Raw genomic sequence first — 22,336 nt, forward strand, 5'->3', positions numbered from 1 at the left:
CCGAGGGGCGCAAACTTGCAAGATGACGCCGGCACTGCCCGGATCACCGCGCTGCTGCGCGAACTGGTCGCGCTGACCGGCCAGGACGAGGGCGGCGTGCCGGTCCTCGAGCTCCGGTTCGGCGACATCCTGACCCGTACCGCCCTGCATGCGCGGGACAAGAGTCACCTCGTGGTCACGGCAATGTTGCCGCCGTGCGGTGACGGGGGATACCCGCCGCCGCATGTGGGGGACCTGGAAATCCTCCGGGACGCGGACGACGGCCGCTACATCGGCTTGCGCATGGTGCCCGTCGGCGCGCTGCCGGACGAATGCAGCGTGATGGATGCGATCCTCGCGACGTCCGACATGGCATCGGCCTGGATGGCGGCGTGGCGCCGGCGCGCCTAGTCGGCGGGGGCGGCCAGGCGGTTCGCGAAGAGGACGCGCGCCTCCAGTCCGGTGACCGCGCCCGCCATACCGCAGTTGCACAGGGTGAGTTCCGCGTGCATCGAGTCGGCGATTTCGGCGCAGATCGCGAGGCCCAGGCCGCCGCCTTTCGAACTGTGGGCGGCGGCGAACGGTTCGAACACGCGCATCTCCTGCTGGTCGGGGATGCCGGGACCGGAATCCCAGACGCACAGCAGGGCACCGTCGTCGAGAGGCGCCACACGAATGCCGAGGCGGGACTCGGCCGGCGTGTGGCGGATCGCGTTGTGCAACAGGTTCGACACCATTTCGGCGGCCATCCAGTGACGGCCCTCGACCCAGACGTTGCCGGCGTCCAGCTCGAAATCGAGGTTCTTGTCCGAGATTAGCGGCGACAGGTCGATCGCCACGTCGCGCGCCACGTCCGCCAGGTTGCACCGCTCGCGCGTGGACTTGCCCCGCAATTGCTCGATCCGGGCGAGCGACAGCAGCTGGTTCGCCAGCTTGGTCGCGCGCTCGACCGTCGAACGCATTTCGCGCAGCGCGAGTTCCGGCTCGATGTCGCCGCTCAGCCCCGATTGCAGCTGCGTCTGCAGCACGGCCAGCGGCGTGCGCAGCTGGTGCGACGCGTTCGCCACGAAGTGCTGCTGCAGGTCGACGATCCGGTGCAGCCGGCCCATCAACTGGTTCAGGGCCGCCACCACCGGCCGCAGTTCGCGCGGCGCGGACGCGCAGTGGAGTGCCGACAGGTCGTCCTCATGGCGCGCATCGAGTTGCGTGCGCAGGCTGTCGAGCGGGCGCAAGGCCAGCGTGACGACGGCCATCGTCACGCCGGCCACGACCGCAAGCAACAGCGTCTGCCCAAGCACCGCACTCCACAGAATGTCGCGCGCCACCTCGCGGCGATACGACAGCGGTTCGGCGATCTGGATGATCAGATCGTCTTCCGGGTGCTGCAGTTTCGATGGTTGCGCCAGCGCGGCCACGCGCACCGGGGCGCTGCCATAGGTGCTCTCGTACACCTTCAGCAGGGTGGGCGCTTTCGGCCACCGCGCGCCGCCGGGGCGGAACGTCGGCAAGTCCTGATCGCCGGCGATATACCTGCCGTTCCGGTCGCTGATCTTGTAAATCATCCGGGTGGAAAACCCGGCTTCGTAGACTTCCAGGGAGGCGAAGGCCACGTTGGTGAGCAGGTGACCATCCTCCACCGCGATATTGTTGCCGATCGAATACGCGGTGGTCACCAGCATGCGGTCGTAGGCGGTGTTGGCCGAATCGAGCGCATGCAAGTACAAATGAATGGCGTTGAGGACGATGAACAGGGCGATCGGCGCCAGGATGCCGGCCAGCAGATAGCGGCGCAGCGAACGGTCGCGCAGCGCGAACTTCATGCGGGCCGCGCGGTTTCGGGTCGCAGGAGGTAGCCGACGCCGCGCAACGTCATGATCTCGGTCTGGGTCGCCATCAGCTTCTTGCGCAGGCGGTGGATGACCACCTCGATGGCCTCGACCTGGACGTTGGCGTCGTCGGGAAAGACCACCTGCAGCAGGCGTTCGCGATTGACGGCGTGGCCCGGGCGGGCGATCAACGCCTTCAGCAGGGCCTGCTCGCGGGGCGTGAATTCGAGCGGGGCCTCGCCGTTGTAGAACGCGCCCGAACTGCGTTCGAAGCGCAGCCTCCCGCATTTCTGCATCGACTCTTCCCCATTTCCCTTGCGCCGCAGCTGAGCGTGGATCCGCGCCTCCAGCTCTTCCAGGTCGAACGGCTTGGCGAGGTAGTCGTCGGCGCCGGCGTTCAGGCCCGCGACCCGGTCGCCCACGGCGCCCCGCGCGGTCAGCACGATGATCGGGACGCCGATCGACAGGGCGCGGGTGCGCTGGAGGATGTGCAGGCCGTCCAGGTTGGGAATGTTCAGGTCGAGGATGACCAGGTCGTTCGTTTCTTCGCGGATCTGGCGGAAGGCATGCGTGCCATCGGCGCAGGTGGTGACCTGGAAACCGCGTTTGTCGAGTGCGCGGGCCAGCGCTTTCGACATGTCGGCGTCGTCTTCCACAAGCAGGATTTTCATAGATCGTCGGGTCGTTGAGTAGTCGGAATACCGCGAACACTGCTGTTACATCCCGGAATTTACTTGTGCACGAGAAAAAATGGAAGGCGAATGAACTTTCCGGACGGAAAAAGGTACTTACTGAAAGCCAATTGAAAGGAGGCTGAAAGCCAGCCGCAAGATTGGCGCCGTTTTGCGGCACTGCAATATCGCAATTTAAAAATTGCTTCAATACACTGCGTCCAAGTCGAGCGTCACGCCGTCCCCCCCCGGCGGGCACATCGATGCAGGGCCGGCCGTGCGAAGGTCCGCACAGCCGGCTTCCATAACGAGGGATGGGCGCTTACCCGAGCGCCTTACAGGAGATGAAATGAAAAAAAATATGATCAGTGGTATCGCCCTGGCGGCGTCGATGGTGTGCATGTCGGCGGCGTACGCCGAGCCGATCATGGCGGCGGGTCCGGTGCATTTTGCGGTCTCCGGCGTGGGCGATGCCCAGTTCGAGTACGTCGACGCGGTCGACGCCGCGGTGCCGGCCCAGGACAAGCGCGGCCGCTTCCGGGTCAGCAACGTCAGTTCCGAGCTGGCCTTCCGCGCCTCGGTGGACCTGGGCAACGGCATGACCGGCCTGGCCAACTTCACCACCGGTATTGCCGCCGACAACGGCAACGCCAACACCACCGGCGGCATGTTCGGCAGCGCGAAGGACGTGTATGTCGGCATCGCGTTCGCCGACGTCGGTACCGTGAAGCTGGGCCGGATGACGGCGGCGGCACGCTGGAACAGCGGCACCGCCGACTTCTCGCCGATGGGCGCGGGCCTGCAGGACGACCAGGGCATGCTGTCCGGCGCCAGCGGCCAGTCGGCCGTCGGTCCGCAGTTCAACGTCCGCTTCGACAACACGCTCGCGTTCGAATCGGCCAGTTTCGGCGGCCTGTCGGCGCGCGTCTATTACAGCGCCAACGAAGGCAAGAGCGCCGTGGGCACGACCAACAGCCCGCACCTGAACGACGGCAGCTTCAGCCTCGGCCTGCAGTACGTCCACGGCCCGCTCGAGCTGCGCGTGTCGGGCGAACAGCGCAACGACAAGGGCACGCTGAACGGCACCAACGACCACAACACGCGCGACCGCGACTTCCGCTTCGGCATGCGCTACACCCTGCCGGACGGCACCATCCTCGGCCTGGGCCACGACCGCATGCGCCTGTCGGACGCCAACGCCACCGGCACGGCGAAAAGCCTGCTGACCAAGCACGGCACCGTCATCTCCGCCAGGCACGCCTTCGGCAAGCACGTCGTGTACGGCGGCTATGGCGTGGGCAGCGACGTCCACTGCGAGTACGGCAACGGCGCCGCCTGCAACGGCAACGATACGGGCGCCCGCAACGCCGTCATCGCCTACCAGTACGTGTTCAACAAACAGATGATGTTCGAAACCTTCGCCGCCATCGTCAAGAACGAGGCGCGCGGCCGTTATGACTTCGATTCCGGCGGCGTCGGCCCTGCCACCGGCGCGCAGTCGCGCGCCATCGGCGCCGGCCTGCGCTACGCCTTCTAAGCCATTCCCGGCAGTACTTAAAACGGAGACAACATGAAACGATTTATCGTGGGCGCCCTCGGGGCTCCCCTGCTGGCGCTCGCCGCCGGCCCGGCCAGCGCCGCTGGCGGCACCCTGAATCTGATCTGCGGCGTGCAGGTCGAATGGTGCAACCTGGTGCAGACCACGTTCTCGCGCGAGACCGGCATCAAGGTCAACATGGTGCAAAAGGGCGCCGGCGAAGCGCTGGCGCAGATCGCCGCCGAAAGCGCCAATCCGAAAACCGACGTGTGGTTCGGCGGCACGGGCGATCCGCACCTGCAGGCGGCCGAGAAGGACCTGACCCTGGCCTACCAGTCCCCCAACATCAACCTGTTGCGCGACTGGGCGGTGGAGCAGGCCAAGCAGGCCAAGTACAAGACGGTCGGCCTGTATTCCGGTCCGCTCGGGTTCGCCTACAACACCGAGTTGATGGCGAAGAAAAAGCTGCCGGTCCCGATGTGCTGGATGGACCTGATCCAGCCGCAGTACAAGGGCGAGATCCAGATGGCCAATCCGAATTCCTCGGGGACCGCCTACATGGCGATCGCCACCCTCGTCCAGCTCACGGGCGAAGACAAGGCATTCGAGTACCTGAAGAAGCTGCACAAGAACATCAGCCAGTACCCGCGCTCCGGCACCGGGCCGCTGAAGAACGTGTCGCATGGCGAGAACACGATCTCGATCAGTTTCGTGCACGACGTGCCGGGCGAAGTCATCCAGGGTTTCCCGGTGAAGAGCGTGACGCCGTGCGAAGGGACCGGCTACGAAATCGGATCGATGTCGATCGTCAAGGGCGCGCGCAATCTCGCCAACGCCAAGCGGTTCTACGACTGGGCGCTGACCGCGAAGGCGCAGGAACTCGGTGCGGCGGCCAAGCAGTTCCAGCTCCCCTCGAACAAGGCCGCGAAAGTCGATCCGCGGGTGCCGGACGTCTCGCACATCAAGTTGATCAACTACGACTTCGCGAAGTACGGCAAGGCGACCGAACGCAAGCGTCTGCTCGAGCGCTGGGAAAAGGAAGTCAACGGCGATTGACGCCGGTGCCACCGAGGGAGCGGTGCCCCACCGGCACCGCTCCGATTGCAATATTTGGCCCCGGCCTGGGGATCGGAAAACAATCATGAAACAAAAAACCTGGTTTGGCGGTGTCCCGGGATGCTGGGCCATGCTCGCCATCGCGGCGTCGGGACTACTGCCCTGGTACGGTGTGCCTGACGATTTCAAGTGGCTGCGCGACTTCGGCGCGATCTTCAGCGACGTCGGCGCGGCCAACGCCTGGCTGCAGGCCGCTGCGTTCCAGCGTCCGTGGCTGTTCCTGCCCCTGGTCGCGCCCGTCGTCGCGCTGGGCGGCCTGCTCCTCCGTGCGCGGCGCGCACAGGCGTTCGTCCTGCTGGGCAGCGCCGGGGTGGGGTTGGCCGGCATGCTCGGCGCGGGCTACGCGATCGGCGTGCAAGGCTGGGTGTGGCCGTCGCTGCAGGCGGGCGCGCTCGAGCTCGCGGTCGGCCAGTTCGGATTCGGCTGGGGCGCGGCGATCGTGCTGGTGTCCCTGCTGGTGCTGCTGGGGGTGGGACTCGCCCGCCTCGGCTATTTCCAGGGTAACGAATTCGTCGCCGGCGCCGTCGTCCTGTGCGCCGCCGCCTTGATCCTGTTCATCGCCGAGCCGGTGCTCAAATCGCTGAGCGGCGCCCTGTTCGACGAAGCCGGGCAGCTCAGCGCGACCGAGGCCTGGGCGCGCCTGTCCAGTTCGCGCGTGTGGAGCCTGCGCTGCGTCAGCGGGGCGCAAAGCTGCGGCGTGGCGTGGAATACGCTGGGCCTGGCATTGGCCACCGCCACCGGCACCACGGTCCTGGGCACCTTGCTGGCGCTGCTGACCGAGCGCGCGCTGGTACGCGCCAGGCCGCTGGTGCGCGTGATGTCGATCCTGCCCATCGTGACGCCGCCGTTCGTGGTGGGCCTGGGCCTGATCCTGCTGTTCGGACGCGCCGGACTCGTCAACGAGGCGCTGGAACAATTGTTTGGGCTGGAGCCCTCGCGCTGGTTCTACAGCGCCAAAGGGGTGTGGCTGGCCCAGATGATCGCGTTCACGCCGATCTCGTACCTGATGATGCGCGGCGTCACGCAAGCCATCGCGCCCACGCTCGAGGAGGCGGCGCAAACCCTGCGCGCCAAGCCGATGTACGCGTTCATCTCGATCACGCTGCCGCTGCTCGGGCCCGGCCTGGCCAACGCCTTCCTGGTCGGCTTCATCGAGTCGATGAGCGACTTCGGCAATCCGATCGTCGTGGGCGGGCAGTTCTCCGTGCTCTCGACCGAGATCTTCTTCGCCATCGTCGGCGCGCAGATCGATCCGGGGCGCGCCGCGTCGTTGGCGCTGATCCTCAGCGCGTTCGCGCTCGCCGTCTTCGTCCTCCAGCGCAAGGCGCTCGGCAAGGGCAGCTATACCAGCATGTCGGGCAAGGGCGACAACGGCATTCCGCCCGCGCTGCCCACGCCGGTCCGCCGCGTCGCCATGGGTGTGGCCGTGCCATGGCTCGCCTTCACCGCCATCATCTACCTGTTCGCGTTCGCCGGCGGTTTCGTCAAGCTGTGGGGACGCGACTTCAGCCTGACGTTCCAGCACTTCCACACCGCGTTCGGCATCGACTGGAACGGCGGCTTCGCGCTGACCGGCGCCGCGTGGCAATCGCTGCTGACGACGTTGCGCCTCGCCGGCGCGGCCGCGCCGGTGACGGCCCTGTTCGGCCTGCTCGTCGCCTACCTGCTGGCCCGCGTCAAGTTCCGCGGCCAGAACGCGTTCGAGTTCGGCGCCTTGCTGGCCTTCGCGGTCCCCGGCACCGTGCTGGGCGTGGCGTACGTCACGGCATTCAACGTGCCGCCGTTCGAACTGACCGGCACCGGCCTGATCATCATGGTGTGCTTCGTGTTCCGTAACCTGCCGGTCAGCATCCGCGCCGGCACGGCCGCGTTCAAGCAGATCGACAAGAGCCTCGACGAGGCGTCGAGCATGCTGGGCGCGTCGACGCCGACCACCCTGCGCCGCGTCATTCTTCCGCTGCTGCGCCCGGCGCTGGTCACGTCGCTCGTGTATTCCTTCGTGCGCGCCATGACGACCGTGTCGTCCGTGATCTTCCTGGTGAGCGCCGAGAACGAGCTGGCCACCACCTTCATCATCGGCCGGGTCGGCAACGGCGAGTACGGCGTGGCGCTGGCCTATTGCACGGTGCTGACGCTCTTGATGCTCGCCGCCACCGGGCTCATCCAATGGATGGTGGGGGAGCGCTCGCTGGGACGCCGCAAGCGCCAGCAGGAACAGCAGGAAGACACGGCGCAGGCAGCGCCGGTGATCTCATAACGAACAAAAACGAGGAGCCATCATGAAGCCCGGAATCGAATTCAAGAACATCACCAAGGCCTACACCAAGAACGGCGCCCTGGCGGTCAAAGGCATCAACTTCACGGTGCCGAAGGGCACCCTGACGACCCTGCTCGGCCCCTCGGGCTGCGGCAAGACCACGACCCTGCGCATGATCGCCGGCCTGGAAAGCCCGACCGGCGGCCAGATCCTGATCGACGGCGTCGACGTGACCACCCTGTCGGCGGCGGAGCGCAACGTCAGCCTGGTCTTCCAGAGCTACGCGCTGTTCCCGCACATGAATATTTTCAATAACGTCGCGTACGGCCTGACGGTGGCCGGCGTGGACCGCGAGCGCACGAAGGAACGCGTCAACGCCGCGCTCGACACGGTGGGGTTGAAAGGTTTCGGCACGCGCTGGCCGGGCGAGTTGTCCGGCGGTCAGCAGCAGCGCGTGGCGTTGGCGCGCGCTCTCGTGCTGGAGCCGGCCGTGCTGCTGTTCGACGAACCGCTGTCGAACCTGGACGCGCGGCTGCGGCGCCAGATGCGCGACGAAATCCGCGCGTTGCAGCAGCGCCTGCAACTGACCGTGGCCTACGTCACGCACGACCAGAGCGAAGCGCTGGCGGTGTCGGACCAGATCATCGTCATGCGCGACGGGCTGATCGCGCAGGCGGGCTCGCCATCGGACCTGTACGAACGCCCCAACAGCGAGTTCGTGGCCGGCTTCATGGGCGAGGCCCTGCTGTTGCCGGCCAATGTGACCCATGGCGGCGAGGTGCAGCTGGGGCCGCTCTCCTGGCGCGCGCCGGATGCCGTTCCCACTGGACGGGCGCTCGTGGCGGTGCGGCCCGAGGCGTGGATCGTCGGCGATCTCGGCCAGTACGGGCTGGCGGCCAGGGTGCGCAAGGCCACCTATCTCGGCGGCTTCTACGAGTACACGCTGGATACCGAAATCGGCGAGCTGTTCGTCGTCTGCCCCCACGTCGACCGGTCGCGCAACGTGGCCGACCCGGTCAGCCTGGGCATACACCAACGCGGCGTGTCGGTGCTGCGCGCGTGACGGCCTGTTGACATTCACCGCCACCGGGAGAGCTCTCATGCGCGCAATCGTCAATCTTCATATCGGCGCGAGGCTCGCGCTGGGTTTCGGCCTCGTCCTGTTGTGTGCAAGTGCCTTGCTCGGCATCGGGCTCGGCAACATGGGCGTATTGCAGAGCGATACCGAGCACATCGTCGGCAGCCGCCTGGTCAGCCTGAACGGCGCGCTGCGGATGCGGCATGCCGGCGCGGAGATCGCGCTGGCCATGCGCCGGATCGCCGCGCCCACGGATGGGAAAGAGGGCACCGACGCGGCCGCCGCGCTGGTGCGCCTGCTGGGCGACTACGACGAGGCCGAGCGGGCCTTGCAGCATGGCGCGGTCGACGCGGACGCCCTGGCCGAGGTGCGCCGGCGCAAGCAGGCGTTGATGCCGTCGCTGCGGAATATCCAGTCCACCGCCGCGTCGGGCAATCTGTTCGATGCGGCCGTGATGCTGAAAACCGATTTCGCGCCCAGGTACGCGGGCTGGATCGACGCGCTCGACACCCTGGCCAATGCCGAGCAGGACGCCATGGCGCGCACCCGCGACCACTCGCGCACGCGCTACCGCACGGCGCAAGTCCACATGCTCGGCGCCGGCCTGGCGATGCTGCTCCTCGGCGCGCTGTGCGCGGTGTACATCACGCGGTCGATCACCACGCCGCTGCGGCGCGCGGCGCGCATCGCCGACACCATCGCCGGCGGCGATCTCCACGTGGCGATCGACACCGGCGGCAAGGACGAGGCGGGCCAGCTGATGCGCGCCCTGAAGCTCATGCAGCAGAACCTGTTCGCGGCGATCGCGCAGATCACCGCCGGCAGCGAGCACGTGCTCGTGGCGTCGCGCCAGATCGCCGAGGGCAACCTGGATTTGTCGACGCGCACCGAACAGCAGGCGGGCACGCTCCGCCAGACCACCGCCGCCATGGCGCGCCTGGAGGACACGGTCGGCGGCAACGCCGAGAATGCGCGGCAGGCACAGGAACTGAGCACGGCCGCGTACGCCTGCGCGCAGCGCGGCAGCGAGGTGGCCGCGCGCGTGTCGGACACGATGGGGTCGATCAAGGCAAGTTCGGACAGGATCGTCGACATCACCACGGTCATCAATTCAATCGCGTTCCAGACCAATATCCTCGCCCTCAACGCGGCCGTCGAGGCGGCCCGCGCCGGTGAGGCCGGCCGCGGTTTCGCCGTGGTGGCGGCGGAGATCCGGGAACTGGCGCAGCGTTCGGCCGGGGCGGCGCGGCAGATCGATACGCTGATTCGCGACTCGGTGACCCAGGTCGACGCCGGCCATGCGCTGGTCGGCGAGTCCGCCGCGACCATGGACCAGATCGTCAAGGCCGTGCGCCGCGTTGCCGAGCTGGTCAGTCAGATTTCCGCGGCCAGCGCCGAGCAGGGTGCGAGCATCGGCGGGATCAGCGTCGCGATCGGCCTGATGAACGGGATGACGGAGCAGAATGCCGCGCTCGTCGGCGAAGCTGCCGCGGCCGCGGAAAGTTTGCGTGAACAATCGGCCCGGCTGGCCGAGGCGGTGGCCCGCTTCCATATTGCCGGAACAAGCGCGACGCAGGCGGCACCGCAGCGCCAGATTACGTCGCGGCGATTGAATCTCAATACAGCCGATTGTCCTGTCGCGGAATAAAAATCCGTATTCGGCGACTGACATGCATATTTGCCAGTCGACAAAAAAAGATATCAACATTATCTCGCGAACGATGTCGGATTTATATCCCCTGATATTCAAAAGTATATACAAGGATAAAATATGGGGCGGGCGAAAGTTATTCAGCCATCTCGCCAGGGACTGCCCGCCCGGGTCGCGTTGCGGCGAGTCGTGGGAAGTGTGCGGACTGCCGTCGGACGATTCGCTGGTGAAAAATGGCGCGCTGGCCGGTACTTCGCTTTCGGCTTTACTGATGGATTATCGGGAATGCCTTGTCGGGAAAACCCCGTATGCGCGCTTTGGTAATCGTTTTCCCTTGCTCGTCAAATTCATCGACGCCGCCGACGATTTATCGATCCAGGTGCATCCCGGCGATGTGCTGGCCGGTATGAAACACGATTCGCCGGGAAAAACGGAAATGTGGTACGTGATCCAGGCCGATCCCGGCGCGACGCTGATTGCCGGGTTCAATCGGCCAGTCAGTGCCGCCCTGTGCCGCGAAAGATTCGAATGCGGCCGGGTCGACGACATCCTGAACCGTCACGCCGTCGCGGCGGGCGACGTGTTTTTCCTGCCCGCCGGCAGGGTCCACGCCATAGGGAAGGGCGTCCTGATCGCCGAGATCCAGCAGGCGTCCGACGTGACCTACCGGATCCATGACTACGACCGCGTCGACGCGAATGGACGCCGGCGCGCGCTGGACACGGACAACGCCATCGCCGCACTGGATGTCGGTGCCGATCAGGATTGCAGGCTCGCGTATCAGGAAATCCTGAATGCGCCTGCCCGCCTCGTGCACTGCGAGCATTTCACGGCCGATATATTGGCGTGTTCCGAAACGGTCGTGCGGAATTACGCGTTCGACTCGTTCGTTATCCATGTCTGCGTACATGGAGCCTATACGATCGATTATGGCCGGGGGCGGCTGGACGTGCGTATCGGCGATTGCGTCCTGATTCCCGCGGCAATTGAATCCGTCAATCTGGAAACAGAATCGGGATTCAAGTTACTGGAGTGTTTTATCGTTTAAGTTTTTTCGCGGTTTCCCTCTTTTTGGGTCGTATTCGGCCCTGTCTGTCCTTATCGCTTTTACCGGCGAGGCGCATTTATTTACTAAACAAGGTTCATGCTGTGGCGATAATGCGTCATTCCTTAAAAAGCATTGAGCTTTATCAAAAAATCTTGAGTTTATTTTTGTGCCCGAGGTAGACTACGCAACGAATTAATTGTTTCCTTGCCGAAATTTTCTCGCTTCCAGCATGACTGAATCCGGTTCGTGTTGGAGCGGATTTCGGCGAATTGCCGCGCCGATGTCGAGCGAGCGAAAAGCGCATCGAATACCGTGAGAAACCATAGCCGGAAGCATTTTGAGCCGGCATTGGGCGGCTAAAAAGTGGTAGGAGTTACAATGATGTTGTGCGCTAACATTTTCTGTCCCGGCCTTGGGACGAGCTCGAGATTCTGGCGGCGCGGGACGCTGGCGCTGATGACGGCGACCACGGTGGCGACGTCGCTCTGGGCACCTGCCGCGCACGCCGCAGTCCCGGCGGGCTGGAAGGACCACGGCTTCGCACTCGATACCGCCGGCATGCCACTGCACCAGGTGCTGGAGCGGTTCGCCACCGAGTACGGCGTGGAGGTCGTGTTCGACGTGCCGGATCGCGCCGTGAAACAAGAAACCCTGCGCGCGAGTGGCGGCGCCGACCTGCTGGACCGGTTGGCGCAGGCCTGCCGCTTCCGCTGGTTCGTCTACGGCGACACGCTGCATATCGTTCCCCGCGAAGACAATGTGTCGATGCGCCTCGAGCTTGGCGCGAACGCCGTGCGGGATGCCAGGGGCGTGCTGGCCGGCGTGGGTTTGTACGAGAGCCGCTTCGGCTGGGTGGAACTGCCGAAGGAAGGCGCCGTCGTCATCAGCGGGCCGCGCGAGTACGTCCGCCTGGCGCGCGAGGTCCTGGTGCCCGCCCGGCCAGGCGACGCCATGAACGACATGCAGCCGATGGTGTTCCGCCTGAAGTACGCCGGCGCGACCGACCGCGTGATCACCGCCCGCGGCAGGACGGAAACCATCCCCGGCATGAAGACGATCCTGTCGAACCTGCTGGTCGGGCAGCCGGCCTCCGCCTCCGTGCAGGCCGCCGACGCCGGCCATCCGCGCATCGACGCCGACCCCTCGCTTAACGCCGTCATCATCCACGACGCGGCCGGCAAGCGCGCCATGTACCAGGCACTCATCGAGCAGCTCGACGTGTTGCCGCGCCAGGTCGAAATCGACGCGCTGATCGTCGACGTCGACCGGGACAAGCTGCCCGGCCTGGTCGCCGGCGCGGCGCCCGCGGCGCCCGGGGCGACGCTGCTGGTCAACGATGCCGCCGGCCTGGTCGCCAGGCTGAAAGCGCTGGAAGCCAGCGGCGATGCGCGCATCGTGGCCACGCCGGGCGCGCTGACGCTGAACAACGTGGCCGCCGTGCTGGACCTGCGCCAGTCGCGCTACATCCCGCTGGTCGGCGAGCGCGTCGCCGACGTGGCCGAAGTGAGCGCCGGGACGCTGCTGCGGGTCGTGCCGCGCCTCGTCGACGATGGCGGCACCCGCGTGCGGCTGGACGTCGACATCGAGGACGGCAACCTGGGCAGCGGCACCGACGCGCAAGTCACCCGTTCGACCCTCAGTGCGCTGGCCATCGTCGACGTGCAGCAGATGCTGATGATCGGCGGCTACGGGACGGAGGCGATGTCCGGCGACCGCGCATCCCCGTCATTGCTGGGCAACCTGTTCGGCCACAAGGACACGCCGGGAACCCGGCGCGAGCGCCTGTACCTGATCACGCCGCGCCTGGCCGGCGGCACGCCGGCGCAGGCCGCAGCCGAACCGGCTGCGGCGCCGCAGCCGCAGCCGCTTGCTTCCGCGCCCGTGCCCGCACCTGTGCCGCCCGCCCCGGCGGCGGTGCCGGCGCCCGCGCCGGCCGCGGCCGCAGTCGCGCCGGTCGCCGCCGCGGTCGTGCCGGTGCGCGCGGCGCCCGTCGCGCCCCCGCCACCGCCCGAGCCGACCTGGGCCGTGTTGCAAAGCGATAAAACCCTGAACGGGACACTGCAACGGTGGGCGGCCGGCGCCGGCTGGCAACTGATGTGGGAACTGCCCGTCGATTACGCCGTCGCGGTGCGCACCGAACTGCACGGTTCCTTTGCCGACGCCGTCGGCATGGTGGTGAAGAGCATGGAGGGAGCGGACGTGCCGATGAAGGCGATTTTCTACGACGGCAACAAGGTGCTGCGGATCGTTGCGAAAGGAACCGAACCATGATGACCAGGCGCTTGCATGCGGTGTTGCCCCTGCTGCTGCTGTCGGCGTGCGGCGGCATGTCGGCCCGGCTGGACAAGACCATCGACGACACCGGCGGCCAGGTGGCCACCCTCGTCAGGGACACCGGCCATACCGCGAACGGTGTCGTGGCCAGGGCGCCGTCGTCGGTCAGCCACGAATCCGGCATCTGGCTCGGCAAGGACGTCGTCAAGCTGGGGCAGCCCGCGTTGCCGAAGATCTTTTTCGAGAACGCGGTGTTCGACAAGACGGTCGCGTCGCTGGCCGAGCTGGCGGAACGGATCAGCGTGCGCACCGGCCTGCCGGTGAAGGTGACGCCCGACGCGCTGGACGTCGCCGCGGGCATGCGTAGTACGCCAGCCGGCGCCGCCGTGCCGCTGCCGCCGGGCGGCGTGGGCGATGCCCGTACCTATGCCGGCCCGCCGTCCGCGCGCGGTGGCGGAGTCCGCATCTACTACACGAACGGCAACCTGCGCGGCCTGCTCGACACGGCGGCGGCGCGCTTCGGCGTGTCGTGGAAATATGTTGACGGCACGATCCAGTTTTTCCATACGGAGTCGCGCACCTTCCAGATCAACACGCTGCCCGGCGATTCGACGTTCAACGCCAGCGTCACCAGCGGCGCCACGTCGAGCCCGGGCACCGGCGCCGGCACCGGCGGCGCCGCGGGGCGGGCGGCGGTGCGGGCACGACGAATGGCGTGACCGCCAACAACAGCCAGAACACGGCGGTGGCGTCCAAGCTGTCGGTCTACGGCAGCATCGAAAGCGTCATCAAGGCCATGTTGTCGAGCTACGGCAAGGTGGTCATCTCGCCGGCGACCGGGTCGATCACGGTGGTCGACACGCCCGACACGCTCGACCGGGTGGCCGCATACATCGAAAACGAGAACCGGACGCTCGAGCGCCAGGTGGTCATCAACGTCACCGTCCTGTCGGTCAGCCTGAACGACAGCGAAGACTACGGCATCAACTGGAACCTGGTGTACACGACCCTGCGCCAGAAATACGGGCTCACCAGCGCGCCGTTCGCGCTGGACGGGACCCGGTTCTCCGCCGGTGTGCTGGGCGATTCGCGCTTCGCGGGCAGCACGGCGATCATCGACGCCCTGTCGAAGCAGGGCAAGGTGCGGCGCCAGACCACCGCGTCGGTGATCACGCTGAACAACCAGGTGGTGCCGCTGCAGGTGGCCAAGCAGACGTCCTACCTGCAGCAATCGCAGACGACGGTGGTGCCCCAGGTCGGCACCACCACGACGCTGATTCCGGGCACCGTCACGTCGGGTTTCAACATGAGCATCCTGCCGCACGTGCTGGCCAACGGCACGGTGCTGCTGCAGTTCTCGACCGACATCTCCGCGCTGAACACGATCCGCGAAGTGCAGAGCGGCGGCAGCAAGATCGAGACGCCGGAAATCGATACCCGCAATTTCCTGCAGCGCGTGGCGATGAAATCGAACGAGACGCTGATCATCAGCGGGTTCGAGCAGACCGACGACAACCTCGACCGCCAGGGCGTGGGCAGCGCACGCAACGTCGCGCTCGGCGGCGGCATCAAGGCGGCCAGCGCCAAGGAATCCATCGTGATCCTGATCACCCCCACGACGGTCGGCCCCTGACGCGAAGCGATCCGGCATCATGGCCATCCACATCATCCAGATCGAAAAGCACCGGTTCGTGTGCGGCCTGTTCTGGCAGTCGCTGTCGCGGCCGCGCGAACTGGCCAGGGAGGCGCGCGAACTGGGCGCGAAGATCGACTCCGACCTGTACGTGCTGCGCACCGACCAGTCGACCGCGCAGGCGGGCTTCGGCCAGAGCGCGGACGGGGCGCGCCGCGGCATGTTCTCGCTGGGCGCGATCATCTCGAAGACGCTGGCGCTCGAAGGCGCCTACTTCGACGGCGAGAAGCAGCGGGTCCACAACTGGCTCGCCGCGCTCAGGCTGCCGGACGGCATGTGGGCCTATTTCGCGGCGCGCGACGCGAACTTCCTGCCGAACGGCGATTTCGCCGGCACCCGCGAGGAAGTCATGGAGCGCCTGCACAGCGACTATGGCCTGGGCGGCTGGAACGTCGTCCTCGGCGATGCCGAACTGGCCGACTACGGCTTCCACAACTTCGAGGCGCGCACCGTCGAGAGCTTCATCCCGCACCGCAAGGACGGCCGGATCCGCGCGCACCGCTGGTGGGGCCTGCAGCCCGTGCACACCCGCGGCAATCGCTGGCCGGCACTGGCGGCGGCCGTCCTCGCCCTGGCGCTCGCCGGGGGCTGGGTCCATGTCCAGCGCCTGCGGGCCGAGCAGCGGGCCGCGCAGGCGGCCGAAGAAGCGCGCATCGCCGAGCGCCAGGCCGTGCTGCGGCGGGCGGCGCCGTCCGTACAGCCGCCGCCGTGGGGCGGTAAGCCGACGCCGACGAGCCTGGCCAGGGCCTGCGTCGATGGACTGGGCCATCTTGCCGCCGGCGGCTGGCTGCTCGACGAGTACGTCTGCACCGCCGACACGGCCAGCTACGCATGGTCGCGCCACGGTTCCACGCTGGACCTGCTGCGTGCCGAGGTGCCGGATGCCGTGTTCGACCTGGGCGGCGAGAAGGCCACCCTGGCCGTGCCGCTCCGGCTCGAACGGCGCCCGCCCGAGGCGCTGCTCGAACGCCGCGCATTGATGGAACCGATCATCTCCGAACTGCAACACATGGGCATCGCATTCAGGATCGCCAGCGTGCCTCCGGCCGCGGCGACGCAGCAGGCGCAGACGCAGACCCGGCCGCCCGCGCCGCAGTGGCAGGCGTATTCGTTCAGCTGCGACAGCCAGGGGCTGTTGCCCACGGCCCTGGCCGAACTGCTGGACCGGCCCGGCGTGCGTATCGACCGGATCGTCAACCGGGCCGGTCACTGGTCAATCGAAGGAGTCATGTATGTCAAATAAATCCCTCTGGTGCGCGCTGCTCGTGTCCCTGCTCGGCTGCGCCCACGCGTACGCCGATCCCACCGCCGAAAAGCTGAGCCGGATCGAAGGCGAGACGCTGCTGCTGAAGGCGCGCGAACGCCAGCTCGACGTGCAGGGCAGCATCCTCATGAAGCAGAACCAGATCGCCACGATCCAGGCGGCCACCACAGCGCTCACGCATGCGCCCGGCGCCGGCGATCCGCAGGTACGCGGCGTCGAGGGCGTGGGGCGCGCGGTGTTCGCGACTCTGCAACTGGGCGACGGCACCGTCATCGAGGTGCAGCCCGGCGACATGTTGCCGAAAGGGATGCGGGTGGTGTCGATCGCGCCGGGCAACGTCATCGTCAGCAAGGGCAAACAGCGGGTCCGCCTGGCGCAGGCGGCGCCGCCCCAGCTGCAATTCGGATCCGCCTTGCCGCTGCCGCCCGCGGTCCCGGGCCCGCCGCCGGGCCTGCCCGCAGGGAGCGCGCGATGAACCTGCTCGCGTTGGACCGGGCGGAAGCGCGCGCCACCGGACGGAGCGAACAGCAGGGCGGCGTCGGCGACATCGGCACAGCCGCCGTGCTGAGCGGCGCGGGCACGTTCGAGGCGAGCGCCGAGGAGCGCAAGCTGCTGTGCCTGCTGAGCGACGGCCGCCTGCTCGTCGCCGAGGGACAGAGCCTGAACCGCCACGTGCTGTCGTACATCGCGCGGCTGGAAAAGATGCGCCGGCCATTCCAGGTGACGTTCTCCCGGATCGAGGTCATCGCCCGCGCCTACCAGGGCGGCGGGAGTGCGCAGCCGCAGCACGAACACTCGCTCATGCAGGTGACGGCCAAGGACCTGCTCAACCGGGCCTGCCAGGCGCGCGCGTCCGACATCCATATCCGCGTCCGCAAGGATTGCACGGAGACGTGGTTCCGCATCCATAACGACCTGGTGCCGAAGGGCGTGCAGACGCGCGAATACGGCGAGCGCCTGCTGGCGACGCTGTACGGGGCGATGACGTCGGTGTCCGACAATTCGTACAAGCCGATGGAGCGCCAGGACGCCGCGATTTCCGACCGCGACAAGCTGCCGCCCGGGCTGTACGGCGTGCGCATCGCCACCGCGCCCACCAGCGAAGGCGCCGTCATGGTGCTGCGCCTGCTGTACAACGACGCCGGCGACAACGTCGACCTGCGCCCGCTCGGCTTCAGCGAGACGCACGCCGGCATGCTCCAGCAGATCAAGGAGCAGCCGATCGGGATGAACATCATCAGCGGTCCCACCGGATCGGGGAAATCGACCACGCTGCAGCGCATCCTGTCCGGCGAAATCATCGAGGCGGGCGGCAAACTGCACGTGCTGACCGTCGAAGACCCCGTGGAATACCCGATCGAGGGCGCGGTGCAGACGGCCGTGACCAATGCCAGCACGGAAGCGGACCGCGCGCGCCAGTTCTCGGCCGCGATCTCGAACGCGATGCGGCTCGATCCCGACGTCATCATGATCGGCGAAATCCGCGATGCGGCGTCGGCGCAGAACGCGCTGCGCGCGGCGATGACGGGCCACCAGGTGTGGACGACGGTGCATGCCAACAGCGCGCTGGCGATCGTCGACCGGCTGCTCGATCTCGGCCTGCCGATGAGCCTGGTGGCGGACCACACGATCATCACGAGCCTGATCAGCCAGCGCCTCGTCAAGGTGCTGTGCCCGCATTGCAGCCGGCCGCTGGTGGACGCGCCGGAGGCGCTGCCGCCGGCGCTGTACGCCCGCGTCCGGCAAGCGGTGGGCGGCGCGCTGCCGCGCGTGCGCGTGACCGGCGACGGTTGCGAGCATTGCGCCATGCAGGGCACGGTGGGGCGGTCGGTGCTGGCGGAAGTCATCGTGCCGGACGCCCAGTTCTTCAAACTCATCCGGGCCGGCGACAAATGCGCGGCGGTCGCGTACTGGCTCGAGCACCTGGACGGCCGCACGATGCTGGGCCACGCGATCGACAAGGTCGCGGCCGGCCAGATCGATCCGCGCATGGCGGAAAAAGTGGTCGGCCACCTCGCGGCGCCGGGATCCCGGCTGGAGGTGGTCCATGCGGTTTGACGTCACGCGCGCCTGGGCGAAGACCCAGTTCTCGGCGGCGGCGCGCGTGCGCCTGTACCGCAAGATCGCCAAGATGCTCACCAACGGCCTGCCTTTGCTGCGGATCCTGGAAGTCCTGCGCGAACGGGCGTCGGACAATGGCCGCAAGCCGCAGGAGCCGCTGGCGATCGTGCTCGACGATTGCCGCCGGCAGGTGCAGAACGGCCGGATGCTGTCGGAAAGCCTGGAAGGCTGGGCGCCGCGGCCGGAACGCATGATCCTGCTGGCCGGCGAACAGTCCGGCAACGTGGAGGCCGCGCTGCTGGCCGTCGTCGACGTCGTGCAGGCGCAGCAGCGCATCAAGGCGGTCATCGTCGGCGGGCTCGTCTACCCATGCGCGATCCTGGCGCTGATCCTCGTCTACGTCTACCTGTTCGGCACGAAGGTCATTCCCGAGTTCACCCGCATCACCGACCCGACGAACTGGCATGGCGCCGCCAGGTCGCTGTACGTCATGTCCGAGGTGGTCCAGCACTGGATGCTCGCCATCGTCGGCGCGCTGGCGCTCGTCGCGGGCGGCGTCGCCGCGGCGCTGCCGCGCTGGCGCGGCAACCTGCGCGTGTTCGCCGACCGCTTCGCGCCGTTCTCGATCTACCGGCTGGTCGTGGGCAGCGGCTTCCTGCTGGCGTTCTCGGCCTTGCAGACGGCCGGCGTCACGGTCGAGAAGTCGCTCAGCCGCCTGTCCGACATGGCCGACCCGTGGCTGCGCGAACGCCTCGACGGCGCGCTGCTGGGGGTGCGTTCCGGCCTCAACTGCGGTGAAGCCATGCGCAACGCCGGTTACGGTTTCCCGTCGGCCGAAGTGATCGACGACCTGTGCGTGTACGCCGAGTTCCGCGGATTCGGCGAGGCGCTCAAGGTGCTGGCCGACGAATGGCGGGAAGAGGGGATCGAGCAGATTTCCAATCAGATGAAGATCCTGAACGGCGTCGCCATCCTCGTGATGGCCGCCGTGATCGGCTGGTTGGTGACGGGTTTCTTCGGCATCCAGCACGAGATCGCAACGATGACACGCGCAGTACATTGATTACACCATAAGGAGATACGACATGTTTGCCACCATGCCCCAACGCCGCGCCCGCCTCGCCCGCCTGCACCGCCAGCGCGGCGCCTCGCTGCTGGAAGCCATCGCCTACCTGGGCGTCGCCGCCATCGTGGTGCTCGCCGCGGTATCGCTGCTGCAGAATGCCTTCGGCAGCGCGCGGGCTAATCAGACCACGGAAGAGCTCACGGGCTTGCGCACCACCCTGCGCAAGATGTATTCGGGCCAGCCCTACAAAGACGCCGAGATGCTGAAAAACATGATTACCGCGAAAGCCATCCCGGGCACGCTGTCGGTCTCCAGCGACGGTGCGGCGATCAACAACACGTGGGGCGGCACCGTGACCCCCACGTCCGCGGACGACGCTACGTTCACCATCACCTACACCAACGTACCGCCGGACGTGTGCATGACCGTCGTCAGCGGAGCGACCGGCTGGACAAAGATTGCCGATGGCGCCGGAAACAATCCAATCACCGTGTTTCCCGCCGCAGCGGCCAGCGCCGCGAAGCTGTGCGGCGCGGCGGCGAATACGGTCGCATTCACGGCGAACTGAGTCTGAGTAAATGTGGGCCGTCCTGATCATGGTCGTCATGGTCGCGCTCGGTGGCTGGTACGGCTGGCCGGCCGAACAGCGGCGCGAGGCCGTGGTCCGGCAACAGGCCGACGACGATGCCGGGACCATGGCGGTCTACCGGGAAGCGGTGATGGCGTACTTCAAGGCGAACAACGTCACCGACACCAGCGTGAGCCTGGCCGGCCTGAAGGGGGCCGGCGTGCTGCCGGCGTGGTCGAAACTGGCGACCAGCCCGACGGTGGCGTGGACGAATTACCGCGACGGCGCGGGGCAGATCTACATTTTCCCCGCCGCGGCGGGCGCGCGGCCGATCGTCGCGGAACTGTTGGCGCTGTCGCGCAACTCACTCAACGTCGGCGTCTACCGGGCGGCGGACCATACGCTGTTTTCGCCCGTGGACGGGACGCGCATCGCGCTGCCGACGCTGGGCGACGCCGTCATCCCGGACGGCGCGCCGGTGTGGCTGGCGCAGGCACCCTGCGATTGAGGAAACAACGATGAACACGATGCGGCGGCAGCGCGGCATGACCCTGATCGAAGTGTTGGCGGCGCTCGCCATCGCGTCGGCGCTGCTGGTCGGCCTGGCCAGCATGATCGGCGATTCGATCGAAGAAGTGAAGGAACAGCAGGCCGCCCTGCAGCAGGCGCAGGTCGTGGCGGCCGCGTCCAGGTATGTCGCGGCGAATTACAGCGACCTCGTCGCCAGCACGGGCGGGGGCGCCGTGACGGCCGTCACCGTGGCGCAGCTGACCGCGGCCGGCTTCATGCCTGCCGGCTTTGCCGCGACCAACCCTTACCAGCAAGCGGCATGCGTGCTCGTGCGCCAGGGCACGCCGGGCCGGCTCGACGCGCTGGTGGCCGGCTACGGCGGCACCGCGATACCGGACCGCGCCATCGCGGCGGTGGCCATGATGGCGGGGCAGGGCGGCGGCTACATCAGCGCCGCGCAGCCCGCCACGGCGCGCGGATCGTCCTGGGCACTCGCCACCGCCGCCTACCAGGGTGTGGCCTGCGGCGGCGCGACGGTCCTGAACGGCAGCGCCGGCCACGATGGCGGCCACCTCGTGTCGGGCCTGTTCTACGACGGGCCGGGCCAGTTGTCGACCGATTTCCTCTACCGCGACGTGGTTCCCGGACGTCCGCAGCTGAACCGGATGAACACGCCGCTGGGATTCGCCGGGACCGCCCTGGTGACGCTGGGCACGGCATGCGGCGGCGCGGCGGCCATTGGGATCGACAGCGCGAGCCGGACGGTGGCGACGTGCGGGGCCGACGGCCTGTGGCAGGCGGTGTCGACGTGGAAGGCGCCGGTGGCCAATTTCGCCGACCTGCCCGCGACGGGCAACACGACCGGCGACGTGCGGATGGTCACCGCGTTGAACCGCGGCTTCACCTATTCCGGCAGCGCGTGGGTGGCACTGGCCGTCGACGAGAAGGACGATCTGCACGTGCCCGGCACGGTGTACGGTGACACGGCCGTCGTCAGTGGCGGTACCGTGACGGCGGAACAGACGGTGACGTCGAACCACGGCGGGATCAAGGGCGACTGGGTCGTCGGCAGGAACTGGATGGAGGGCCCCACGGTGTATCTCAATCAAGCCATCGTGGCGGGCACGCCCTGCAATATCCCGAATCCGGACGGCAGCATCACGTACAACATCGGCTCGGTCAAGAAAGATGCGAACGGCGTCCTGCTCTCGTGCCAGCCGCCGGATAACGTCTTCAAATACCTGAACGGAACGCTGACCCCATGAGCGGCATATCCACACCGCGCCGCGCGGCGGCAACCCTCGCGTGCGTGCTCGCGTGCGGCCACGCACAGGCATGCTGGGAGGACGCCGGCGCGCGCTACGGCGTCAACCCCTACCTGCTGTATGCCATCGCCAAGACGGAATCGGGCTTGAATCCCACTGCGATCGGCCCGAAGAACAAGAACGGTTCCTACGATATCGGGCTCATGCAGATCAACAGCAGCTGGCTGCCGACCCTGCGCCGGTACGGCATCGGCGAGGCCGAGTTGATGGATGCCTGCACGAACATCGAGGTCGGGGCGTGGATCCTGTCGGGGAAGATGCAGAAGCTGGGCAATTCATGGACCGCCGTCGGCGCCTACAACGCCGGCAAGCCCGAGCTGCGCATCGCTTACGCGAAAAAAGTCTATCGCAACCTGCCGCGCGCGGCCCTCGAGGCCCAGCGCTGACCGGTTTGCGCCGCATACATCATTGT

General features: G+C 67.3%; 18 protein-coding genes and 1 pseudogene. 17 read left to right on the forward strand and 2 right to left on the reverse strand.

Translation table 11 applies throughout. The annotated features are described in order from the left end of the window. The first annotated feature begins 15 nt into the window (after positions 1-15). A complete protein-coding gene (locus tag ACEN9G_RS21860; protein WP_413338727.1) occupies positions 16-390 on the forward strand; it encodes a hypothetical protein in 375 nt (124 codons plus the stop codon). Here the strand turns inward: ACEN9G_RS21860 and ACEN9G_RS21865 are convergent. Then, positions 387-1,799 carry a sensor histidine kinase gene (locus ACEN9G_RS21865; RefSeq protein WP_413338729.1) on the reverse strand — a complete coding sequence of 471 codons (1,413 nt, stop codon included), beginning with the start codon at positions 1,797-1,799 and terminating at the stop codon, positions 387-389. The two genes, ACEN9G_RS21860 and ACEN9G_RS21865, sit on opposite strands and share 4 nt — an antisense overlap. Further along, positions 1,796-2,476 (reverse strand): response regulator, encoded by a 681-nt coding sequence (locus ACEN9G_RS21870; protein ID WP_413338731.1) that lies wholly within the window; start codon positions 2,474-2,476, stop codon positions 1,796-1,798. The genes ACEN9G_RS21865 and ACEN9G_RS21870 overlap by 4 nt, the downstream gene beginning before the upstream one ends. 349 nt (positions 2,477-2,825) lie before the next feature. On the opposite strand from ACEN9G_RS21870, the gene ACEN9G_RS21875 reads away from it, so the two are divergent. The 16 genes and pseudogenes from ACEN9G_RS21875 (at position 2,826) to ACEN9G_RS21950 (ending at position 22,310) form a co-directional block, all read left to right on the forward strand. Next, positions 2,826-4,013 carry a porin gene (locus ACEN9G_RS21875; RefSeq protein ID WP_413338733.1) on the forward strand — a complete coding sequence of 396 codons (1,188 nt, stop codon included), beginning with the start codon at positions 2,826-2,828 and terminating at the stop codon, positions 4,011-4,013. Between the two features lie 33 nt (positions 4,014-4,046). Then, complete coding sequence (locus tag ACEN9G_RS21880; RefSeq protein WP_413338735.1) at positions 4,047-5,069, forward strand: ABC transporter substrate-binding protein; 1,023 nt, start codon at positions 4,047-4,049, stop codon at positions 5,067-5,069. An 85-nt stretch (positions 5,070-5,154) separates the two neighbouring features. Then, a complete protein-coding gene (locus ACEN9G_RS21885; protein ID WP_413338737.1) occupies positions 5,155-7,386 on the forward strand; it encodes an ABC transporter permease in 2,232 nt (743 codons plus the stop codon). Between the two features lie 22 nt (positions 7,387-7,408). Continuing rightward, complete coding sequence (locus ACEN9G_RS21890) at positions 7,409-8,449, forward strand: ABC transporter ATP-binding protein (protein ID WP_413338739.1); 1,041 nt, start codon at positions 7,409-7,411, stop codon at positions 8,447-8,449. 37 nt (positions 8,450-8,486) lie between these two features. Beyond that, on the forward strand, positions 8,487-10,112 hold the full coding sequence (locus ACEN9G_RS21895) for a methyl-accepting chemotaxis protein (protein ID WP_413338741.1): 1,626 nt from the start codon (positions 8,487-8,489) through the stop codon (positions 10,110-10,112). A 22-nt stretch (positions 10,113-10,134) separates the two neighbouring features. Next, on the forward strand, positions 10,135-11,163 hold the full coding sequence (locus tag ACEN9G_RS21900) for a type I phosphomannose isomerase catalytic subunit (RefSeq protein ID WP_413338743.1): 1,029 nt from the start codon (positions 10,135-10,137) through the stop codon (positions 11,161-11,163). A gap of 456 nt (positions 11,164-11,619) precedes the next feature. Next, on the forward strand, positions 11,620-13,434 hold the full coding sequence (gene sctC / locus ACEN9G_RS21905; RefSeq protein WP_483126950.1) for a type III secretion system outer membrane ring subunit SctC: 1,815 nt from the start codon (positions 11,620-11,622) through the stop codon (positions 13,432-13,434). Next, positions 13,434-15,070 (forward strand): annotated as a pseudogene (gene pilN / locus ACEN9G_RS21910) (PilN family type IVB pilus formation outer membrane protein). The gene sctC and the pseudogene pilN overlap by 1 nt, the downstream one beginning before the upstream one ends. 19 nt (positions 15,071-15,089) lie before the next feature. Continuing rightward, positions 15,090-16,373 (forward strand): type 4b pilus protein PilO2, encoded by a 1,284-nt coding sequence (gene pilO2, locus ACEN9G_RS21915; RefSeq protein ID WP_483126951.1) that lies wholly within the window; start codon positions 15,090-15,092, stop codon positions 16,371-16,373. Further along, complete coding sequence (gene pilP, locus ACEN9G_RS21920) at positions 16,363-16,869, forward strand: type IV pilus biogenesis protein PilP (RefSeq protein ID WP_483126952.1); 507 nt, start codon at positions 16,363-16,365, stop codon at positions 16,867-16,869. Before pilO2 ends, pilP begins: the two co-directional genes overlap by 11 nt. After that, positions 16,866-18,452 carry a GspE/PulE family protein gene (locus ACEN9G_RS21925; protein ID WP_483126953.1) on the forward strand — a complete coding sequence of 529 codons (1,587 nt, stop codon included), beginning with the start codon at positions 16,866-16,868 and terminating at the stop codon, positions 18,450-18,452. The genes pilP and ACEN9G_RS21925 overlap by 4 nt, the downstream gene beginning before the upstream one ends. Next, positions 18,442-19,518 carry a type II secretion system F family protein gene (locus tag ACEN9G_RS21930; protein WP_483126954.1) on the forward strand — a complete coding sequence of 359 codons (1,077 nt, stop codon included), beginning with the start codon at positions 18,442-18,444 and terminating at the stop codon, positions 19,516-19,518. The genes ACEN9G_RS21925 and ACEN9G_RS21930 overlap by 11 nt, the downstream gene beginning before the upstream one ends. Positions 19,519-19,540: 22 nt before the next feature. Further along, the gene (locus ACEN9G_RS21935; protein WP_413344388.1) at positions 19,541-20,089 is read left to right on the forward strand and encodes a type 4 pilus major pilin; all 549 of its coding nucleotides are present in this window, start codon (positions 19,541-19,543) and stop codon (positions 20,087-20,089) included. Positions 20,090-20,099: 10 nt separating this feature from the next. After that, positions 20,100-20,597, forward strand: coding sequence for a type IV pilus biogenesis protein PilM (pilM, locus tag ACEN9G_RS21940; protein ID WP_413344390.1), 498 nt, complete (start codon positions 20,100-20,102; stop codon positions 20,595-20,597). 10 nt (positions 20,598-20,607) lie between these two features. Next, complete coding sequence (gene pilV / locus ACEN9G_RS21945; protein WP_413344392.1) at positions 20,608-21,864, forward strand: shufflon system plasmid conjugative transfer pilus tip adhesin PilV; 1,257 nt, start codon at positions 20,608-20,610, stop codon at positions 21,862-21,864. Beyond that, positions 21,861-22,310 (forward strand): lytic transglycosylase domain-containing protein, encoded by a 450-nt coding sequence (locus ACEN9G_RS21950; protein WP_413344393.1) that lies wholly within the window; start codon positions 21,861-21,863, stop codon positions 22,308-22,310. Before pilV ends, ACEN9G_RS21950 begins: the two co-directional genes overlap by 4 nt. Positions 22,311-22,336 lie beyond the last annotated feature (26 nt).

The organism is Massilia sp. Masssp94 (assembly GCF_059491305.1).